This window comes from Streptomyces sp. SID5910, assembly GCF_009862125.1.
Taxonomy (GTDB): domain Bacteria; phylum Actinomycetota; class Actinomycetes; order Streptomycetales; family Streptomycetaceae; genus Streptomyces.
On record NZ_WWHX01000223.1, the window covers coordinates 1 to 15,642 of the forward strand.

The window sequence follows — 15,642 nt, forward strand, 5'->3', positions numbered from 1 at the left end:
CGGCCGGGTGCTGAGGATCGTGCTGGTGCCCTGCGACCGGCTGGGTGTCGTCCCCTGGCACGCCGCGCGCCTCCGCGAGTCCGGCACCGGCGGCCACCGGTACGTCTGCCAGGACGCCGTCGTCAGCTACGCCGCGTCCGGCACCCAGTTCCTGGCCGCCGCCGCCCGGCCCCGGATGCCGTACGGCGCCGGCCGGCAGGTGCTCGTCGCCGACCCGGAACTGACCCTCCCGTGGGCCGAGGTGGAGACGGCCGCGCTGCGTGCCGCCTGCTACCCCGACGCGCTCCGCTACGGCGAGTTCGTCGCCGGCGACGAGGAGGCGGACGCCGCCGGCACCCCCGCGGAGCTCCTCGCCGTACTGCCCGGCGGCACCTCGCCGGCGTCCGTGGTCCATCTGTCCTGCCACGCCCTCGCCGCGCCGCGCCCCACCGACTCCGCGCTGTGGCTGGCCCGCCCGCCCGACGGGGACCGGGACGCGGGCCGGCTCACCGTGGCCGGCATCCTCGACGGCGCGGCCGGCCGCGGGCCGGACACCGGGGGCCCGCTGGTGGTGCTCAGCGCCTGCGAGACCGACCTGAGCACGCGTCACCACGACGAGGCGATGACCCTCGCCACCGCCCTGCTGGCGCGCGGTGCCGCCGATGTCGTGGGCTCCCGCTGGGCGGTGCGCGACGGTCCGAGCGCCGTGCTGACGGCCGTCTTCCACCACCACCTCACCGCCGGGGGCCTGGCCCCGCCCGACGCGCTGCGGGCGGCGCAGCTGTGGATGCTGGACCCCCTGCGCGAGCTGCCGCCCGGCATCGACGGTCCCCTCCGCCGCGAGGCCGCCCGCCCCGACCTCGGCCGGCTCCACCACTGGGCCGCCTTCACCCACCAGGGCAACCCGGCGCCCGCGCCCTGACCGGAGCACGGCGGCGGCGAATCCAGGTGGAGCCGCGGACCGGGCGCCGCATAGCGTCGGCCGCATGACTGACGAGTGTTTCCAGCATCCACGGCTAGCCGCGATCCACGACGCGCTCGACCCCGACCGCGGCGACCTCGACGCGTACGTCCGCATCGCCGAGCAGCTCGGTGCGCGCCGGGTGCTGGACATCGGCTGCGGGACGGGGGTGTTCGCCCTCCTTCTCGCGGACCGCGGCGTCGAGGTCGTCGGCGTCGACCCGGCCGGGGCGTCGGTCGACGTGGCGCGGGGCAAGCCCGGCGGTGAACGGGTGCGGTGGATCCGCGGCGACGTGACGGCGCTGCCGCCCCTCCAAGTCGATCTGGCCACCATGACGGCGAACGTGGCCCAGGCGATCGTGGACCCGGGGGCCTGGGACGCGACCCTGCGCGGGGCGTACACGTCCCTGCGGCCGGGCGGGCACCTGGTGTTCGAGACGCGGGACCCGGCTCGGCGCGCCTGGACCGAGTGGAACCGGGAGGACTCCCACCGCGTGACGGACGTTCCCGGCGTCGGCGCGGTCGAGAGCTGGGTGGAGGTGACCGACGTGAGTCTGCCGCTGGTGTCGTTCCGCTGGACGTACGTCTTCGCCGCGGACGGGCAGGTGCTGACGTCGGATTCGACGTTGCGCTTCCGCGAGCGCGAGGAGGTCGGGGCGGACCTGGCCGCGCGCGGGTTCGTGGTCGACGACGTGCGCGAGGCCCCCGACCGTCCGGGCCGGGAGTTCGTCTTTCTCGGACGCCGTCCTCCGGAAGGGTGACTTGTCGGCGGTGACACAACCATTCCGGTAGATCACGGGTCACACCAGGCAGGAGCACCAACCGGCTCCAAGACCGCACAAGGGGGAAAAATGATCTCAACCCGCACCAAGCTGGCCGCTGCCGCACTGGTCGCGGTGTCCGTCGGGGGCACCACCGCCCTGGCCGCGCCCGCCTCCGCCGCCGCGAGCGTCACACCGCAGACCGTCTGCGGCAGCGCCTACAAGACCGTCAACTCCGCGCCCATCGGTACCAGGGGGACGCTCTACCTGACGTACAACTCCGCCAACGGCAAGAACTGCGTCGTGACCATCCGCAAGACCGTGGGCGCGGCCGTGGACATGTCCGCGTACCTGTACGTCCCCGACACCGACCAGGGTGACGGGGACTACGGCACGTACACGTCGTACGCGGGTCCGGTCTACGCGTACGGCAAGGGCCACTGCGTCGACTGGGGCGGCAGCATCGGCGGCGTGTCCGTGCAGGTCACCGGCTCCAACTGTGCGGCCCTGAAGGAGCACCGGGTCACCACGACCCGCTGACCCGGTCCCGGCTCGCCCCGGCGGAGTGCACCGTCTCCGCCGGGGCGGCGTCGGATCAGGACCCGGCGAGGAAGCGGGCCGTGCCCGCGGGGTCGACGGTCTGGTGGAGGTGTTCGCCGGGCAGGTGGGCCACCCGCCAGCCGCGGGCGCGCGCCTCGTCGGCGGCCTCCTCGTAGGGAGGGCCGAACAGCAGGTAGGAGCAGGGGTGGTCGTCCCACCCCTCGGGGACCGGGATGCGCTGCCTGTAGTAGGACAGCGGCAGGGTGGGCTGCTCCTCGACCACCGTGCGCCGCGTCTCCGGGTCGGGGAACATGGGTGCGACGTCGGCCTCGTCCCACCAGTCGGTCCAGCGCGGGAGTATGCCGTTCACCGCCAACGGACGGAGGAAGTCCAGGAATTCGGGTGCGGCGACGGGGGTGGCGCCGGTCCGCGCCGGCAGCGGGGCGTCGACGAAGACCGAGCCGGCCACCGGGTGGTCGAGGCCCGCGCGGATCGCGGGGAGGAACAGTCCCGCGTTGCTGTGGGCGACGAGCGTGACCGGGTCGCCCGCCGGGACCTGACGGAGGTGTTCGCGGACGGCGCGGACGGCGTGGGGCCAGAAGGGCGGGCCGGCGGCGACCACGCCCAGCAGGGAGGGCAGGAGCACCCGGTGTCCGGCCGCGGTGAGGTGGGCGGCCACGGGCTGCCAGGTCGAGGGGCCCACGGACGGACTGTGCACGAGTACGAAGGTCGGTCGCATGGGCCGATCCTGGCGTCCGTCCCCCGACGGGCGCGACCGTATCGGCCCACAGCAGAGCGGCCGACCGGGAACCGGGCGCGGTGTCCCCGCCGTCGAGTCAGTGGGCGGGGCGTGCGCCGAGCGCGGCGAGGCTCCCGCGCCACTTGTCACCCCACCCCGACCGGAGGTCGCTTCCGTGCTCCCCTCACGGGTACTCACCCGTGCCCCGCTGGCCCTCCTGATCCTCGCCCTGTCCGGCTGCAACGCCCTCTGGGAGTGCACCGACACCACGGCGGAACGCGGCGAGGCCGGTGTCCGCGTACGGGTCGAGAACACGTACGGGCAACAGACCGGCGTCACCGCCGAGGTCGTCGGCTGGCGCCTGGAGCCCCACCCGCAGGTGCCCGCCGAAGGGGACCAAGTCCACTTCCGCTACCTCTTCCACAGCGCCGACGACATGTCAGGACCGGCACTGGACGCCTGCGCCGTCGACAAGGAGCGCGCGGTGCTGGGGTGCCGGACGGTCTACTCGACCGAGGCATGGCCCGGACGGAACGGCGGCCTCACGGGCGACGACTGGCTCGCCGTCGAGCACCCCGGGCAGGTCGCCCAAGTGCTGCTGATCCCCAACGACCAGTCCTACGACGGACGGACCTGCGAGGCCGACATCAAGGACGGCGGCGGGCCGCATCCTCCGGAGCCGCCCGACAACGGCGACCGGCTCTGACCCCGGAGCCTCACACCTGCCCGAGCGCCGTTCGCAGGGCCGCCGGGGTGGCCGCCGCCCACGCCTGCGGTGAGCAGGAGTGGGGGTACGGGACCGGTCCGGCGGTGGCCGAGCGGTCGTAGCCCGCGAGGACCTCGGGCAGGCGGTGGCCGTGCCGGGCCGCCGCCGCGACAAGTGCCTCGGCGAGGGTCCGCAGCTCGTCGGCGAGGCCGTGCCGGGCGAGGCCGAGAGCGATGACGGCGTTGTCGTGGGGCCACGCGCTGCCCCGGTGGTAGGACAGCGGGTGGTAGGGCCGCTGACCGGCGGCGAGGGTGCGGACGGCCCAGCCGGAGAAGAAGTCGGGCTCCAGGAGCCGCCGTCCCACCCGGCGTGCACGCTCGGGGTCGAGGATGCCCGACCAGAGCAGGTGTCCCGCGTCGGAGGCCAGCGCGTCCACCCGGCGGCCGGCACCGTCCAGTGCGAGGGCCGGGAAGTCGGCCTCCGGCATCCAGAAGTCCGCGGCGAAGTGGTCCCGCAGCCGGTCCGCCCGCTCGCGGAGCCGACGGGCGTACGCCTCGTCCCCCCAGACGTCCTGGGCGAGTTCGGCCGTGCGCAGGAGCGCGTCATAGGCGTAGCCCTGTGCCTCGGACACGGCGATGGGGCCCTCGGCCTGGGTGCCGTCGCGGAAGCATATGGCGCCCGCGGAGTCCTTCCAGTTCTGGTTGACCAGTCCCCCGGGGTCGGGTGTGTAGACGAGGTAGCCGTGCTCCTCCAGACCGCCGTCGGTGAGCATCCAGTCGACGGCACGCCGGGCGTGTGTCTCCAGACGGGCCGCGAGCGCGGGGTCGCCGGTCGTCTCGTGGTGGGCGTGGAGCAGGACGAGGAAGAGCGGGGTGGCGTCGACGGCGCCGTAGTACCGGCCGTACGGGACCTGCCGGAAGTGGGCGAGTTCACCGCGGCGGGTCTCGTGCACGATGCGGCCCGGCTGCTCACCGCTGAAGGCGTCGTGGCGCCGGCCCTGCGTGGCGGCGAGCGCGCTCAGCACGGCCGCCGCGGTGCCGGGACGGTACGGCAGCAGGAAGTACGACGTGAGCAGCGAGTCGCGGCCGAAGAGGGTGAGGAACCACGGGATGCCGGCGGCGGGGACGCGCACCTCGTCGCCGTCCACGCCGGTGACCGGGATGGTCAGCAGGTCGATGTCGGCCAGGCCGCGTTCACAGGCGAGGGTCAGGTCGTCCGTTCCCTCCGTCCGCACGAACGCCTGCCGCCGCGGCGTCTCTTGGACGGAGCCGGTGTGCGGCGACCGGCCGTGGGGCCGGGCGCGGACGGTCAGGTGCAGGTCGGCCGTGCCCTGGGCGTCGAGGGCCACGCGCCAGCTCAGCGTCCTGGCGGTGGCGGTGGTACCGGGCCCGGCGGGGGTGACGTTCTGCGGGGCGGGCCGGCAGTCGAGTTGCGTCTCGGCGTGCCAGTCCGCTCTGCGGTAGGAGAAGCACAGGCCGTCGGCCGTGGTGCGGACCTCGCGCTCGGCGCCGGGCTTGTCGTAGCGGCGGTCGTCGGCCCGCAGCTCGAAGAGATCGGCGAAGTCGGTGTCGACGGTGAGGACCACATGGGCGGTCACCGCCTCTGGGCGGTTGCCGACCAGGCGCAGGTGCTCGGTGAGCATGCCCTCGGTCACGCTCTGCCGCCGGAACACGGTGTAGGAGGGCGGGTCGTCCCGGGTGCCCTCCGGGGTCAGTACGCAGGCGGCCGTGTCGTCGGTCTCCGCCGTGGCCGGCACCAGGGCCACGGGGGCGGTGCCGTCGACGGTGAGCTGCCAGCGGCTGAGATGGCGGGCGTCCTGGAGGAACAGTCCGTCGGGGGCGGTGCCGCGGCTGCCGGTGATCGCCCCGTCGGTGGTCAGACGGACGAAGGTGGCGTCCCGGACCAGTTGGACGCGGGTGGCGGTGTCGGCGGTCATGTCCGCAGCTCCTCGGGGTCGGCGCAGAGCAGGTCGAGCGCGAGGGCGGCGGTCCAGGAGAAGTGCCGGGCGCCGCGGCCCGCGCCGGTGGCCGGATCGATGTACTCGGCGAAGCCGGAACGCTGCGCCTGGTCGAGGAAGCCCTCGCGGATCCGCTCGGCGTCCTGGTCCAGGCCGTGGGTGCGCAGCCCCTGATGGATCAGCCAGGCGGTGTTGAACCAGGCCGGCCCGCGCCAGTAGCGGTGCTGGTCGAAGGCGTGGCCGGTCAGGTCGTAGCTGGGGACGAGTTCCGTGGCCGGCGCCGTGAACCGGGGGCCGCGGAGCGTGGCGCGCAGGCGCCGGACCAGGTCCTCGGGCAGGTGCGGGACGAGCAGGGGGATCAGCCCGCTGACGCTGTCTTCCTCGACCAGGGTGCCGTCGTGCAGGTCGCGCGCCCGGAACAGGCCGGCCTCCTCGTCCCAGAGCCGCTCGACCAGCGCCCGGGTGAGCAGGCCGGCCCGCAGGGTGTGCCGCTCGTGGGGCCGGCCCAGCTCGCGGGAGACGGCGGCGAGAGCCAGTTCGCTCGTGATCAGCAGGGCGTTGAAGGAGGGGTCCTCCAGGGCGAATGCGTGCCGTGCGGCCCGGTCGTCGTAGCCGGCTTCACGGTAGTCGGCGGCGAGCCGGACGTAGCGGCCGTAGTCCAGGTCGGTGGGCCGGTCGGCGGGGTGACCGTGGTCGAGGTCGGCACGCCGGAAGGTGCCGGGGGCGGCGGGTTCGACGCGGGTGAGGGCCCGGTCCCAGCAGGGGCTGTTGTCCATGCCGGGTTCCCACGGGTGGACGACGGCGGCCAGTCCCCGGCCGCCGAGGTCGCGGCGGGTGAGGAGGTAGTCGTGCCAGGCGGTGAGGCGGGGGTGGACGCGGGCGAGGAAGCCTCTGCGGCGCGACTCGGCCGGGTCGGCCCGGTGGACGAGCCAGGCCGCCAGGGCGTGGACGGGCGGCTGGACGATGCCCGAGGTCTGCGGGGCCGGTGGCGCGCCCGCCGTCCGGCCGGCCCGGGAGGAGCGCCAGAAGTCGGGGCTGGGGAAGTACGCCCCGGCGGCCACCGCGGGGTTGAAGACGATGTGCGGGATGCGTCCGTCGCCCCACTGCGCGGCCAGGAGGGATTCGAGTTCCCGCTGGGCGCGGCGTGCGGACAGGTGGCGCTGCCCGATGGCGACGAAGGCCGAGTCCCAGCTCCACTGGTGGGGGTAGAGGGTGCGGGAGGGGACGGTGGAGGCGCCGGTCCAGTTGCCGATGAGGACCCGCGCCGCGCCGCGCCGCAGGGTCAGGTCCCGGGGCGCGGCGGGCGTGGGCCGGTCCAGAAGCCCTTCGAGCAGGGTCACGCGCCGGACCTCTTGAGGAAGCCGGGGACGGACCGGACCGCTTCGAGGGGGTCGCCGGTCAGGCGGCACTCGAGGGCGAGGTGGCCGTCGTAGCCGATGGTGTGCAGGGCGCCGAGCCAGGTGGGCCAGTCGAGGTGTCCGGCGCCGGGCTGGAAGCGGTTGGAGTCGGAGACCTGGGCGTGCCCGATGACGTCCGCGTGGGCGAGGATCGCGGCGGCGGGGTCAGTCTCCTCGATGTTCATGTGGTAGCTGTCGATGCCGATGCGGACCGAGTCGAGACCGACGGCGCGGATCAGGTCGGCGGCCTGTTCGAGCCGGTTGACCATGTGGTCCTCGTAGCGGTTGAGCGGTTCCAGGAAGAGCGTGACGCCCTCCTTGCGGGCGTGCTCGCCGAGTTCGGTGAGGCCGGCGAGGAGCACCTCGCGGTCCTCCTCCTCGGTGCGCGGCGGCTCGAAGGGGGGCAGCCGGCGGGAGAACATGCCGTACGAGGCGGGGGTCTGGGCGCCCACGCCGCCGATCTCGGCGATGACCGTGAGCTGGGACTTCAGCTGGGCGACGGCGTCGCGGCGCAGCTCCTCGTCGAAGGCGCCGAGGAAGTGCAGCATGTCCACGCAGACGGTCGGCATGACGACGCCGTCCTTGCGGGCCCGGCGGAGTTCGTCGAGGCGGGAGGCGAAGTGGAAGCCGCCCTTGCCGCGCAGTTCGACGGCGTCGTAGCCGGCCTGCTGGGCGAAGTCCCACTTGGCCTGGAGGGTGTCGCCGGGAAGGAGTTGTTCCTGGACCGCGGTCTTGAGCATGAGGGGGCCTTTCGCAGGGGCTGTTCTCGGGGATCCGGTCTCAGGGGATCCGGTCTCAGAACTCCAGGACGACCTGGAGGGCGTCGGCGGGGCGCTCGTCCAGCAGGACGTAGGCGTCGGCGGCCTCGGCGGCCGGGACGACATGGCTCACCAGGGCGGTCACGTCGACCTGCCCCTCGGCGACCAGGCGCAGGAAGGTCTGCTGGAGGCGTTCGACCGTCCAGCGGTGCGACAACTGCGGGGGCACGGAGCCGATCTGGGAGCAGATCAGCTGGACGCGGTTGTGGTGGAACTCGTCGCCGAGGCGCAGGCCGATGCCGTCGCCCTGGTAGAAGCCGGAGGCGACGACGCGGCCGCCGGCGGCGACGGAGCGCAGGGCCTCGTGCAGGGCGGGGTAGGCCCCGCTGATCTCGATGGCGAGGTCGGCGCCGAGTCCCGCGGTGGCCTCGCGGACGCGTTCGGCGACGGCGTCGGTGCGGGCGTTGAGGGTGTGGTGGGCGCCGTAGCGCTTGGCGGTCTCCAGGCGGCCGTCGAGCGCGTCGACGGCGGTGACCCGGGCGCCGTTCAGCTGGGCGAGCCGGGTGGTGAGCAGGCCGATGACGCCCTGCCCGAACACGGCGACGTCCTCGCCGAGGTGGATGTCACCGGCCAGCACGGCGTTGTACGCGATGGCGCCGACCCGGGCGAAGGCGCCGGCCAGCGGCTCCAGTCCGGCCGGCAGGGTGTGGCCGATCATGCGCTCGGCGGGGACGATGCCCTCGCTGCGGTGCCCCCAGATGCCCCAGACCAGGTCGCCGGGGACGGGCATGCCCGGGGTGTCCGCCAGCTCGGGGGGCACCTCGGTGACCTCGCCGACCTCCGAGTAGCCCCAGCCCGCGACCGGGTATTCGATGCCCGGCGCGCCGTCCCGGAAGAGCCGCGCCCCGGGGTCCCAGGTCCGGGTCAGGTACGGGTTGGTGCCGCGGTAGGCGGTGAGTTCGGTGCCGGCCGAGATCCCGGAGTAGCGGGTGCGCACGCGCAGATGGCCGGGCGGCAGCTCGGCGCTGGGGTGCTCGGCTACTTCCACCTGACGGGGGCCGGTGAATTGGACGACGCGTTCCACGAGGGGGCTCCGGAGGGGTTGCGAACTGGGTTGTGGCGACAATATCTCGAAGTTATGTCTTGTCAACACGCAAAACTGATGCTGAGATGCGTTCCAGGTTTACATAAGTCGGAACGAGGACACGCGATGCGCATCAGGACCCTGAGGTCGAGGACGACCGCGGTCGGCGTCACAGCAGCCCTGGCGGTCGGACTGCTCTCGGGCTGCGCCGGAAGCACCGGCCCGGGCAGACCGGATCGCGAGATCACCGTCTGGTCCCAGGAGAACCTGCCCGACCGCGTCGCGGCGACGCGGAAGGTCGTCGCCGGCTTCGAGAAGAAGACCGGGATCAAGGTGCATCTGGTCGGCGTCGACGAGGCGCAGATGCCGCAGCTGATCATGTCGGCGGCGGCCTCCGGGAAGCTGCCCGACGTCATCGGCGCGGCCCCGATGGGCCAGGTCTGGCAGATGTACAGCAACGGGCTGCTCAACACGGACATCCCGAAGCGGATCGTCGACGAGCTGGGACGGGGCACCTTCAACGCCAACGCGCTGGAACTGACCTCCGACGGCTCCACCAGCCTCGGCGTGCCCTCGGACGCCTGGCTCCAGCTGCTGGTCTACCGCAAGGACCAACTGGCGAAGAAGGGCCTGCCGGTCCCGGACACCTACGCCAGGACGCTGGCCGCCGCCCAGGCGCTCACCACCAAGGGCCACGACGGCGTCTCCGCGGCCACCGACCCCAGCGACGCCTTCACCTCGCAGAGCTTCGAGAGCATCGCCCTCGCCAACGACTGCCAGCTGGTCGACGGCCGGCACGAGGTCGCCCTCGACTCCCCGCAGTGCGAGACCGCCTTCGAGACGTACGACCGGCTCACCCGCGCCTACGGCGCCCCCGGCACCCAGACCGTGGACTCCACCCGCGCCACCTACTTCGCCGGCCGGTCCTCCATGGTCATCTGGTCCTCGTTCCTGCTGGACGAGCTCGCCGGGCTGCGCAAGGACGCCCTGCCCAGCTGCCCCGAGTGCAAGAAGGACCCGCGGTACCTTGCGGACAACAGCGGCATCGTCACCGCGATGCGGGGGCCCGACGCGAAGGACGCGGCACAGTTCGGCGAGATCACCTCGTGGGTGACCACCAAGACCGCCGAGACCGCGGCGTCGCAGCAGTTCATCGAGTACATGATGGGCACCGGCTACGAGTCCTGGTTCGGCATGGCTCCCGAGGGCAAGATCCCGGTCCGCAGGGGCACCGCCGCCGACCCCGAGCGCTACCTGAAGGCCTGGCGCCACAGCGACATCGGTGTCGACACCCGCAAGCCGCTCGACGAGGTCTTCCCGAAGAGCCTGCTCGACCAGCTCGCCGACGGCGTCGGCAACATGCGGCGCTGGGGCATCACCCAGGGCGAGGGCGCCCTCGTGGGCGCCACCAACGGCGAGCTCCCCGTGCCCAAGGCCATCGGCGCCATGTCCGGCGGCCAGACCTCGCCCGAACAGGCCGCGCACGAGGCCGACGAGGAGGTCACCGCCCTGAAGAAGTCCCTGCAGTAGCCGCTCCTCCGCACCTCACGAAGGCACTTCATGACTACAGCCCCAGCCGGCGCACCGCAGCGCCGGGACACCGAACCCCGGCCGTCGGCGCCCGCCTCCGCGGGCCGGCGTCCGATGACGGCCAGCCGGCGCGCGAACCGTGCGGGCCTCGCGTTCGTCTCCCCCACGCTCCTCGTGGTCCTCGTGGTGGTCGTGCTGCCCATCGCCTGGACCGTGCTGCTGGCCTTCCAGCGGGCCAAGCTGGTCGACATCCAGGGCATGGGCCTGTTCGGCAACTGGTCGCTGGACAACTTCACGCAGGTCTTCGACTCGGCCGGCTTCTGGTCCAGTCTCTGGACCACCCTGCTGTACACGGCCGGGGCCACCTTCGGCTCCATCGCCCTCGGCCTGATCGCCGCGCTCGCGCTGCGCAGGCCCTTCCGCGGACGCGGACTGCTGCGTGCGGCCATGCTGTTGCCCTACTGCGCGCCCGTCGTCGCCGTCGCCTTCGTCTGGGAGGTCGCGCTCAGCCCGCAGTACGGCATCGTCAACGACTGGGGGCGGCGGCTGTTCGGCTGGGACGACCCGATCGCCTTCCTGTCGACCCGTGCGTACGAAGTGCATCTGCTGGGCCTGCACTTCGACATCCCGCTGGCGCTGCTGACCGTCATCGCCTTCGAGACCTGGCGCTACTTCCCGTTCGCCTTCCTGTTCATCCTGGCCCGGCTCCAGGCGGTGCCCGACACCCTGGAGGAGGCCGCGCTCGTCGACGGCGCGACCCTGACCCAGCGTTTCCGGCACGTCCTGCTGCCCCAGCTGATGCCGGTGATCGCGCTGCTGTGCGTGCTGCGGTTCATCCTCACCTTCAACAAGTTCGACGACGTCTATCTCCTCACCGGAGGCGGCGCGGGCACCGACGTCGCCGCCGTGCGCGTCTACGACTTCCTCACCGCCCGCTACGACGTGGGGGCCGCGTCCGCCCAGGCCCTCGTCCTGGCCGCCTGCCTGGTGGTCCTGCTGGGCCTCTACTTCAAGTTCTTCGGCAACAAGGTCCAGGAGGAAGCGTGACCAGCAAGACGGCCCTGTCCCGGGCCCGGTTCGAGGACCGGTTCTTCGGCATCGTACGCTGGTTCGTCATCGCGTTCCTGGCCGTGATCACCGTCCTGCCCTTCTACTACATGGTGCTGCTGTCGCTGAAGCCCATCGACGCGCTCCTGCTCGATCCCGGCTCCCTGTGGGTCTCGGCGAAGGACTTCACCCTCTCCACCTACGAGGACGTCCTGCGCTCCACCGACGACGGCGGCCAGGGCTTCCTCAACTTCCTGGTCAACTCCGCACTGGTGTCGCTGGGTACGGTGGCCCTGACCCTCGTGGCAGCGGTGCCCGGCGCCTACGCCGTCAGCCGGCTGAAGTTCTTCGGCCACCGCCGGATCAGCACGCTCTTCCTGGCCGTGTACCTCTTCCCGACGACCCTGCTGGCCGTTCCGCTGTTCGTCGTCTTCGCCAAGATCGGGCTGTCCTCCAGCCTGGTCGGCCTGGCCGTCGTCTACGTCGCCCAGACCGTGCCCGTGACGATCTACATGCTGAAGAACTACCTCGTCACCATCCCCGCCTCCATCGAGGAGGCCGCCGCCCTCGACGGAGCCTCCCGGCTCCAGACCCTGCGCAAGGTGATCCTGCCGCTCGCCCTGCCGTCCCTGATGGCGACCGGCCTGTACGTCTTCATGATCGCGTGGAACGAGTTCCTCTTCGCGCTGCTGTTCCTCGCCGCCGATCCGGACAAGTGGACGGTCTCCCTCGGCCTCGCCCAGCTCTCCAACGGCATCGAGGTGCCCAAGACCGTTCTCATGGCGGGCTCCGTCGTGCTGACGATCCCCGTGGTACTTCTGTTCTTCGCCGCCGAACGCCTCCTCACCGAGGGCCTGACCAGCGGCGCCGACAAGAGCTGAGCCGTGAGGAAAAGCCGATGACATCGAATCAGGTCAGCGCGGGCGAGCTGCTCCAGCTCATCCGCAGCGGCCGCGCGAACACCCGCGCCGACCTCCAGCGTGCCACCGGACTCTCCCGTTCCACCGTCGGGCAACGCCTCGACCTGCTCAACCGGGCGGGCTGGCTGCGGCACACCTCCGGCATCTCCACCGGCGGCCGGCCCAGCGACCGGATCGAGTTCGACCCGGCCCACGCCTGCGTCGTCGCGGTGGACCTGGAGACCCGGCACGCCCGCGCCGCGATACTGGACCTCGCCGGCACCGTCCTGGCCGAGCACACCGGGGACCTGGACATCGCCCAGGGACCCGACCAGGTCCTCGACCAGGTGGCCGCCCGGGTGCCCGGCCTGATCGAGGCGGCCGGCACCACTCCGGCCGCCGTCTGCGGCATCGGCCTGTCCGTGCCCGGCCCGGTCGACTGGGAGGTGGGCCGCGTCGTCCAACCGCCGATCATGCCCGGGTGGGACCAGTACCCCATCCGTGAACGCCTCCAGGAGGCCTACGCGAAGCACGTGGGCGACAGCGGAGAGGGCGGGCCCGTACCGGTCTTCGTCGACAACGACGCCAACCTCATGGCGCTGGCCGAGCACCAGGCCCACTACCGCGACTGCGCCTCCTTCGTGCTCGTCAAGGTGTCCACCGGCATCGGCGCGGGCGTGGTGATCGGCGACGACGTCTACCGGGGCATCGACGGAGGCGCCGGCGACATCGGGCACGTCCGCCTGCACGATCATCCCGAGGCCCTGTGCATGTGCGGCTCGTACGGCTGCCTGGCCGCCGTGGCCAGCGGCGGCGCGTTGGCACGGGCGCTGTCCGAACAGGGTCTTCCGACGGCCTCCGGATCCGACGTGCGGCGCCTGCTCGCCGAGGGCAACGCCGAGGCGATCCGGCTCGCCCAGCAGGCCGGACACCTGGTCGGTGCCGTCCTGGCGACCGTCGTCACCCTCCTCAACCCGGGCGTCCTCATGATCGCCGGGGACCTCGCCGGCGTCCCGTTCACGACCGGCGTGCGTGAACTCCTGTACCAGCGGGCCATGCCGCGCACCACCGCCAACCTGAACATCGTCTCCTCGCGGCTCGGCGACCGCGCGGGACTCATGGGCGCCGCCGCCATGGTCGTCAGGCTGCTCTACTCCGCCGGGCACGCCGACGACCGCCTGAGCCGGCTGGCCCCGTGACGCCACCGAGAGAAGGAAAGAAGCACTCGTGACAACCGCTCTTCCGCCCTGGCCGCACCGACCCGTCGAGGTCGGGCTCGTGGGCGCCGGTCCATGGGCGCGCGCCATGCACGCCCGCGTCCTCGCCGCAGGCCCCGAGACGCGGCTGGCCGCCGTCTGGGCCCGCCGTGCCGACGCGGCACGGCAGACCGCGGCGCCCTACGCGGCGCACGTCGCGGCCGGCTTCGACGAGCTGCTGGACCGCTGCGAGGCCGTGGCCTTCGCGGTGCCGCCCGCCGTCCAGGCCGAGTTGGCGCCCTTGGCGGCGAAGGCGGGCAAGGCGGTGCTCCTGGAGAAGCCGCTCGGCCCCGACCTGGAGGCGGCCCGGCGCGTGGCGGACGCCGTCGCCGAGGCGGGCGTGGTGTCCCAGTTCGTGCTCACCAAGCGATACCACCCCGCCACCCGGGCCTTCCTCGACGCCGCACGCACTCTCGACGTCTCCGGGGCCCGCTCCTGCTACCTCCACGGAGCCTTCCTCGGCGGCGAGATGGCCACCGGCTGGCGTCTCGAGCACGGCGCCCTGCTCGACCTCGGGCCGCATCTGATCGACCTCCTCGACGCGGCGGTCGGCCCCGTCACCGGCATCCGGGCCACCGGTGACCCGCGCCGGTGGATCGAGCTCACCTGCGAACACGCGGGCGGCGCCGTGAGCCAGGCGTCGCTGTCCGGGTCCGTCAACGTGCCACGGGCCATGACGCGCGTCGAACTGTTCGGCCCTGCGGAGCCGTTGGTGTACGACACGGCCGGGATCGACCACGAGGAGTGCTGGCCCGTCCTGCGTCGCGAGTTCGCGACCGCCGTCCGCACCGGGACCCCGGCGGAGCTCGACGCCCGGCACGGACTGCGCCTTCAGGAACTCCTGGCCGGCATCCGCTTCGACGACGCCAGCACGGCGACGAGCGCGAGGGGAGCCGCCGTCTGGTAGGCGACCCACACCTCGCCCCCGGCGCTGCCACCTCGCCATGCCAGGAGCAGGCCGGCGAGCGTGGCGAGCAGCCAGCCGCTGTCGTAGGCGATCATCAGCCGCAGGTAGGTGCCCAGCGTGCGGCGCCGGACGTATCCGATCTCGGCCCAGCCGCCGGCCAGCAGGGCCGCACCGGAGACGAGCATCAGCCAGACGGGCACACCGAGCAGGTGACCGACCTTGCCCGCGCCGGCGAGGAACACCGCACCGAGCAGCACCTTGAAGGCCCCGTCGCCGATGACGCCCATGCGGTACGCCCCTGTCGGTGTCGTGCTCTGACCCTGCGACACAAGACGTCCCTTCCCTGGCGGACTCGCTCTCGTAATCAAGTTACTGCAATAATCTCATTATGAGAATGACGAGAGCGGAGACCAAGGAACGCAACCGCCGCGCCCTGCTGGACGCCGCGTTCCAGGTCGTCTCCCGGGACGGACACCGGGCCAGGCTCGAAGAGATCGCCGAGAGGGCCGGACTGACCACCGGCGCCGTCTACTCGCTGTTCGGCAGCAAGAACAACCTGGTGGTCGCCATGGTCACCGACCACCAGGTGCCGCACTACGAGGAGATCGAGCAGGCGGTGCCCGCGGGAGCGGACCTGCTGGAGGCGGTGGACGGCTTCGCCCGGTACTACCGGCGCAGTTGTGACACTCCGGATGCGGTGTCCACCCTGTCGCTCCAGATCACCTTGATGGACATGGCCCTGCACGACGCCGGGCTGAGGGCTCAGCTCGCCGCGTCGGTCCAGGCGCAGGAGCGCCATCTGACCGCGCTGTTCACCGGGAGACCGCACAGTGCCGGCGTCGTGACGCCTGATCAGGCACGACGCCTGGTCACCGCGCTCAGGGCGCTGTTCGTCGGCCTCGGCCAGGGCGTCGTCCTCGGGCTCGCCGAGGGGGCCGACGAGCAGTTCTTCGCCGATGCCGCCCGCGCCCTGGTCTCCGACATGACCGTCGTCGCCCACGGCACGGGCGGCTCGGAGCATCGCGGCCGGGGATGACCGCGGCGCCCGTCACCGTCAGAACTCGTCCTCCGGGAAGTCCGCGCCGCCGAGGCCGTCCTCGGGGAACTCCTCCTCGCCCGGTT

The 15,642-nt window shown here is 72.6% G+C and carries 16 protein-coding genes; 10 read left to right on the forward strand and 6 right to left on the reverse strand.

Annotated features, from left to right (window positions below):
- The 3 genes from GTW67_RS07960 to GTW67_RS07970 all read left to right on the forward strand — a co-directional run.
- Positions 1 to 901: CHAT domain-containing protein (locus tag GTW67_RS07960; RefSeq protein WP_161164103.1), on the forward strand; the 901-nt coding region annotated here is incomplete at its 5' end.
- Between the two features lie 64 nt (positions 902 to 965).
- Positions 966 to 1,700: a class I SAM-dependent methyltransferase gene (locus GTW67_RS07965; protein WP_161164104.1), complete on the forward strand. Its 735-nt coding sequence runs from the start codon at positions 966 to 968 to the stop codon at positions 1,698 to 1,700.
- A 90-nt stretch (positions 1,701 to 1,790) separates the two neighbouring features.
- A complete protein-coding gene (locus GTW67_RS07970) occupies positions 1,791 to 2,240 on the forward strand; it encodes a spore-associated protein (protein WP_161164105.1) in 450 nt (149 codons plus the stop codon).
- Positions 2,241 to 2,295: 55 nt separating this feature from the next.
- Here GTW67_RS07970 and GTW67_RS07975 read toward each other — a convergent pair whose 3' ends face one another.
- A complete protein-coding gene (locus GTW67_RS07975; RefSeq protein ID WP_161164106.1) occupies positions 2,296 to 2,979 on the reverse strand; it encodes an alpha/beta fold hydrolase in 684 nt (227 codons plus the stop codon).
- Positions 2,980 to 3,154: 175 nt separating this feature from the next.
- Between GTW67_RS07975 and GTW67_RS07980 the strand changes: the two genes are divergently transcribed.
- Positions 3,155 to 3,685 carry a hypothetical protein gene (locus GTW67_RS07980; RefSeq protein ID WP_346010595.1) on the forward strand — a complete coding sequence of 177 codons (531 nt, stop codon included), beginning with the start codon at positions 3,155 to 3,157 and terminating at the stop codon, positions 3,683 to 3,685.
- 10 nt (positions 3,686 to 3,695) lie between these two features.
- Here the strand turns inward: GTW67_RS07980 and GTW67_RS07985 are convergent, their stop codons facing one another.
- The 4 genes from GTW67_RS07985 to GTW67_RS37550 are packed head-to-tail and all read right to left on the reverse strand — an operon-like array spanning position 3,696 to position 8,881.
- Positions 3,696 to 5,621, reverse strand: a complete 1,926-nt coding sequence (locus GTW67_RS07985; protein ID WP_161164107.1) for an amylo-alpha-1,6-glucosidase — start codon at positions 5,619 to 5,621, stop codon at positions 3,696 to 3,698.
- Complete coding sequence (locus GTW67_RS07990) at positions 5,618 to 6,976, reverse strand: MGH1-like glycoside hydrolase domain-containing protein (protein WP_202436958.1); 1,359 nt, start codon at positions 6,974 to 6,976, stop codon at positions 5,618 to 5,620. Before GTW67_RS07990 ends, GTW67_RS07985 begins: the two co-directional genes overlap by 4 nt.
- Before the next feature lie 2 nt (positions 6,977 to 6,978).
- The gene (locus GTW67_RS07995; protein ID WP_161164109.1) at positions 6,979 to 7,779 is read right to left on the reverse strand and encodes a sugar phosphate isomerase/epimerase family protein; all 801 of its coding nucleotides are present in this window, start codon (positions 7,777 to 7,779) and stop codon (positions 6,979 to 6,981) included.
- A gap of 55 nt (positions 7,780 to 7,834) precedes the next feature.
- Positions 7,835 to 8,881, reverse strand: coding sequence for a zinc-binding dehydrogenase (locus GTW67_RS37550; protein WP_161164110.1), 1,047 nt, complete (start codon positions 8,879 to 8,881; stop codon positions 7,835 to 7,837).
- A 126-nt stretch (positions 8,882 to 9,007) separates the two neighbouring features.
- Between GTW67_RS37550 and GTW67_RS08005 the strand changes: the two genes are divergently transcribed.
- The 5 genes from GTW67_RS08005 (at position 9,008) to GTW67_RS08025 (ending at position 14,520) form a co-directional block, all read left to right on the forward strand.
- Positions 9,008 to 10,411, forward strand: a complete 1,404-nt coding sequence (locus tag GTW67_RS08005) for an ABC transporter substrate-binding protein (RefSeq protein ID WP_161164111.1) — start codon at positions 9,008 to 9,010, stop codon at positions 10,409 to 10,411.
- Between the two features lie 30 nt (positions 10,412 to 10,441).
- Positions 10,442 to 11,458, forward strand: coding sequence for a carbohydrate ABC transporter permease (locus GTW67_RS08010; RefSeq protein WP_161164112.1), 1,017 nt, complete (start codon positions 10,442 to 10,444; stop codon positions 11,456 to 11,458).
- Positions 11,455 to 12,339 (forward strand): ABC transporter permease subunit, encoded by an 885-nt coding sequence (locus GTW67_RS08015; protein WP_161164113.1) that lies wholly within the window; start codon positions 11,455 to 11,457, stop codon positions 12,337 to 12,339. The genes GTW67_RS08010 and GTW67_RS08015 overlap by 4 nt, the downstream gene beginning before the upstream one ends.
- Before the next feature lie 17 nt (positions 12,340 to 12,356).
- Positions 12,357 to 13,556, forward strand: coding sequence for an ROK family transcriptional regulator (locus GTW67_RS08020; protein WP_161162865.1), 1,200 nt, complete (start codon positions 12,357 to 12,359; stop codon positions 13,554 to 13,556).
- Between the two features lie 106 nt (positions 13,557 to 13,662).
- Positions 13,663 to 14,520 carry a Gfo/Idh/MocA family oxidoreductase gene (locus tag GTW67_RS08025; protein ID WP_202436644.1) on the forward strand — a complete coding sequence of 286 codons (858 nt, stop codon included), beginning with the start codon at positions 13,663 to 13,665 and terminating at the stop codon, positions 14,518 to 14,520.
- Here GTW67_RS08025 and GTW67_RS08030 read toward each other — a convergent pair.
- Positions 14,445 to 14,807 (reverse strand): hypothetical protein, encoded by a 363-nt coding sequence (locus tag GTW67_RS08030; protein ID WP_161162863.1) that lies wholly within the window; start codon positions 14,805 to 14,807, stop codon positions 14,445 to 14,447. The genes GTW67_RS08025 and GTW67_RS08030 overlap by 76 nt on opposite strands.
- 107 nt (positions 14,808 to 14,914) lie before the next feature.
- Between GTW67_RS08030 and GTW67_RS08035 the strand changes: the two genes are divergently transcribed.
- The gene (locus tag GTW67_RS08035; RefSeq protein WP_161162867.1) at positions 14,915 to 15,556 is read left to right on the forward strand and encodes a TetR/AcrR family transcriptional regulator; all 642 of its coding nucleotides are present in this window, start codon (positions 14,915 to 14,917) and stop codon (positions 15,554 to 15,556) included.
- The last annotated feature ends 86 nt before the right edge of the window (positions 15,557 to 15,642 follow it).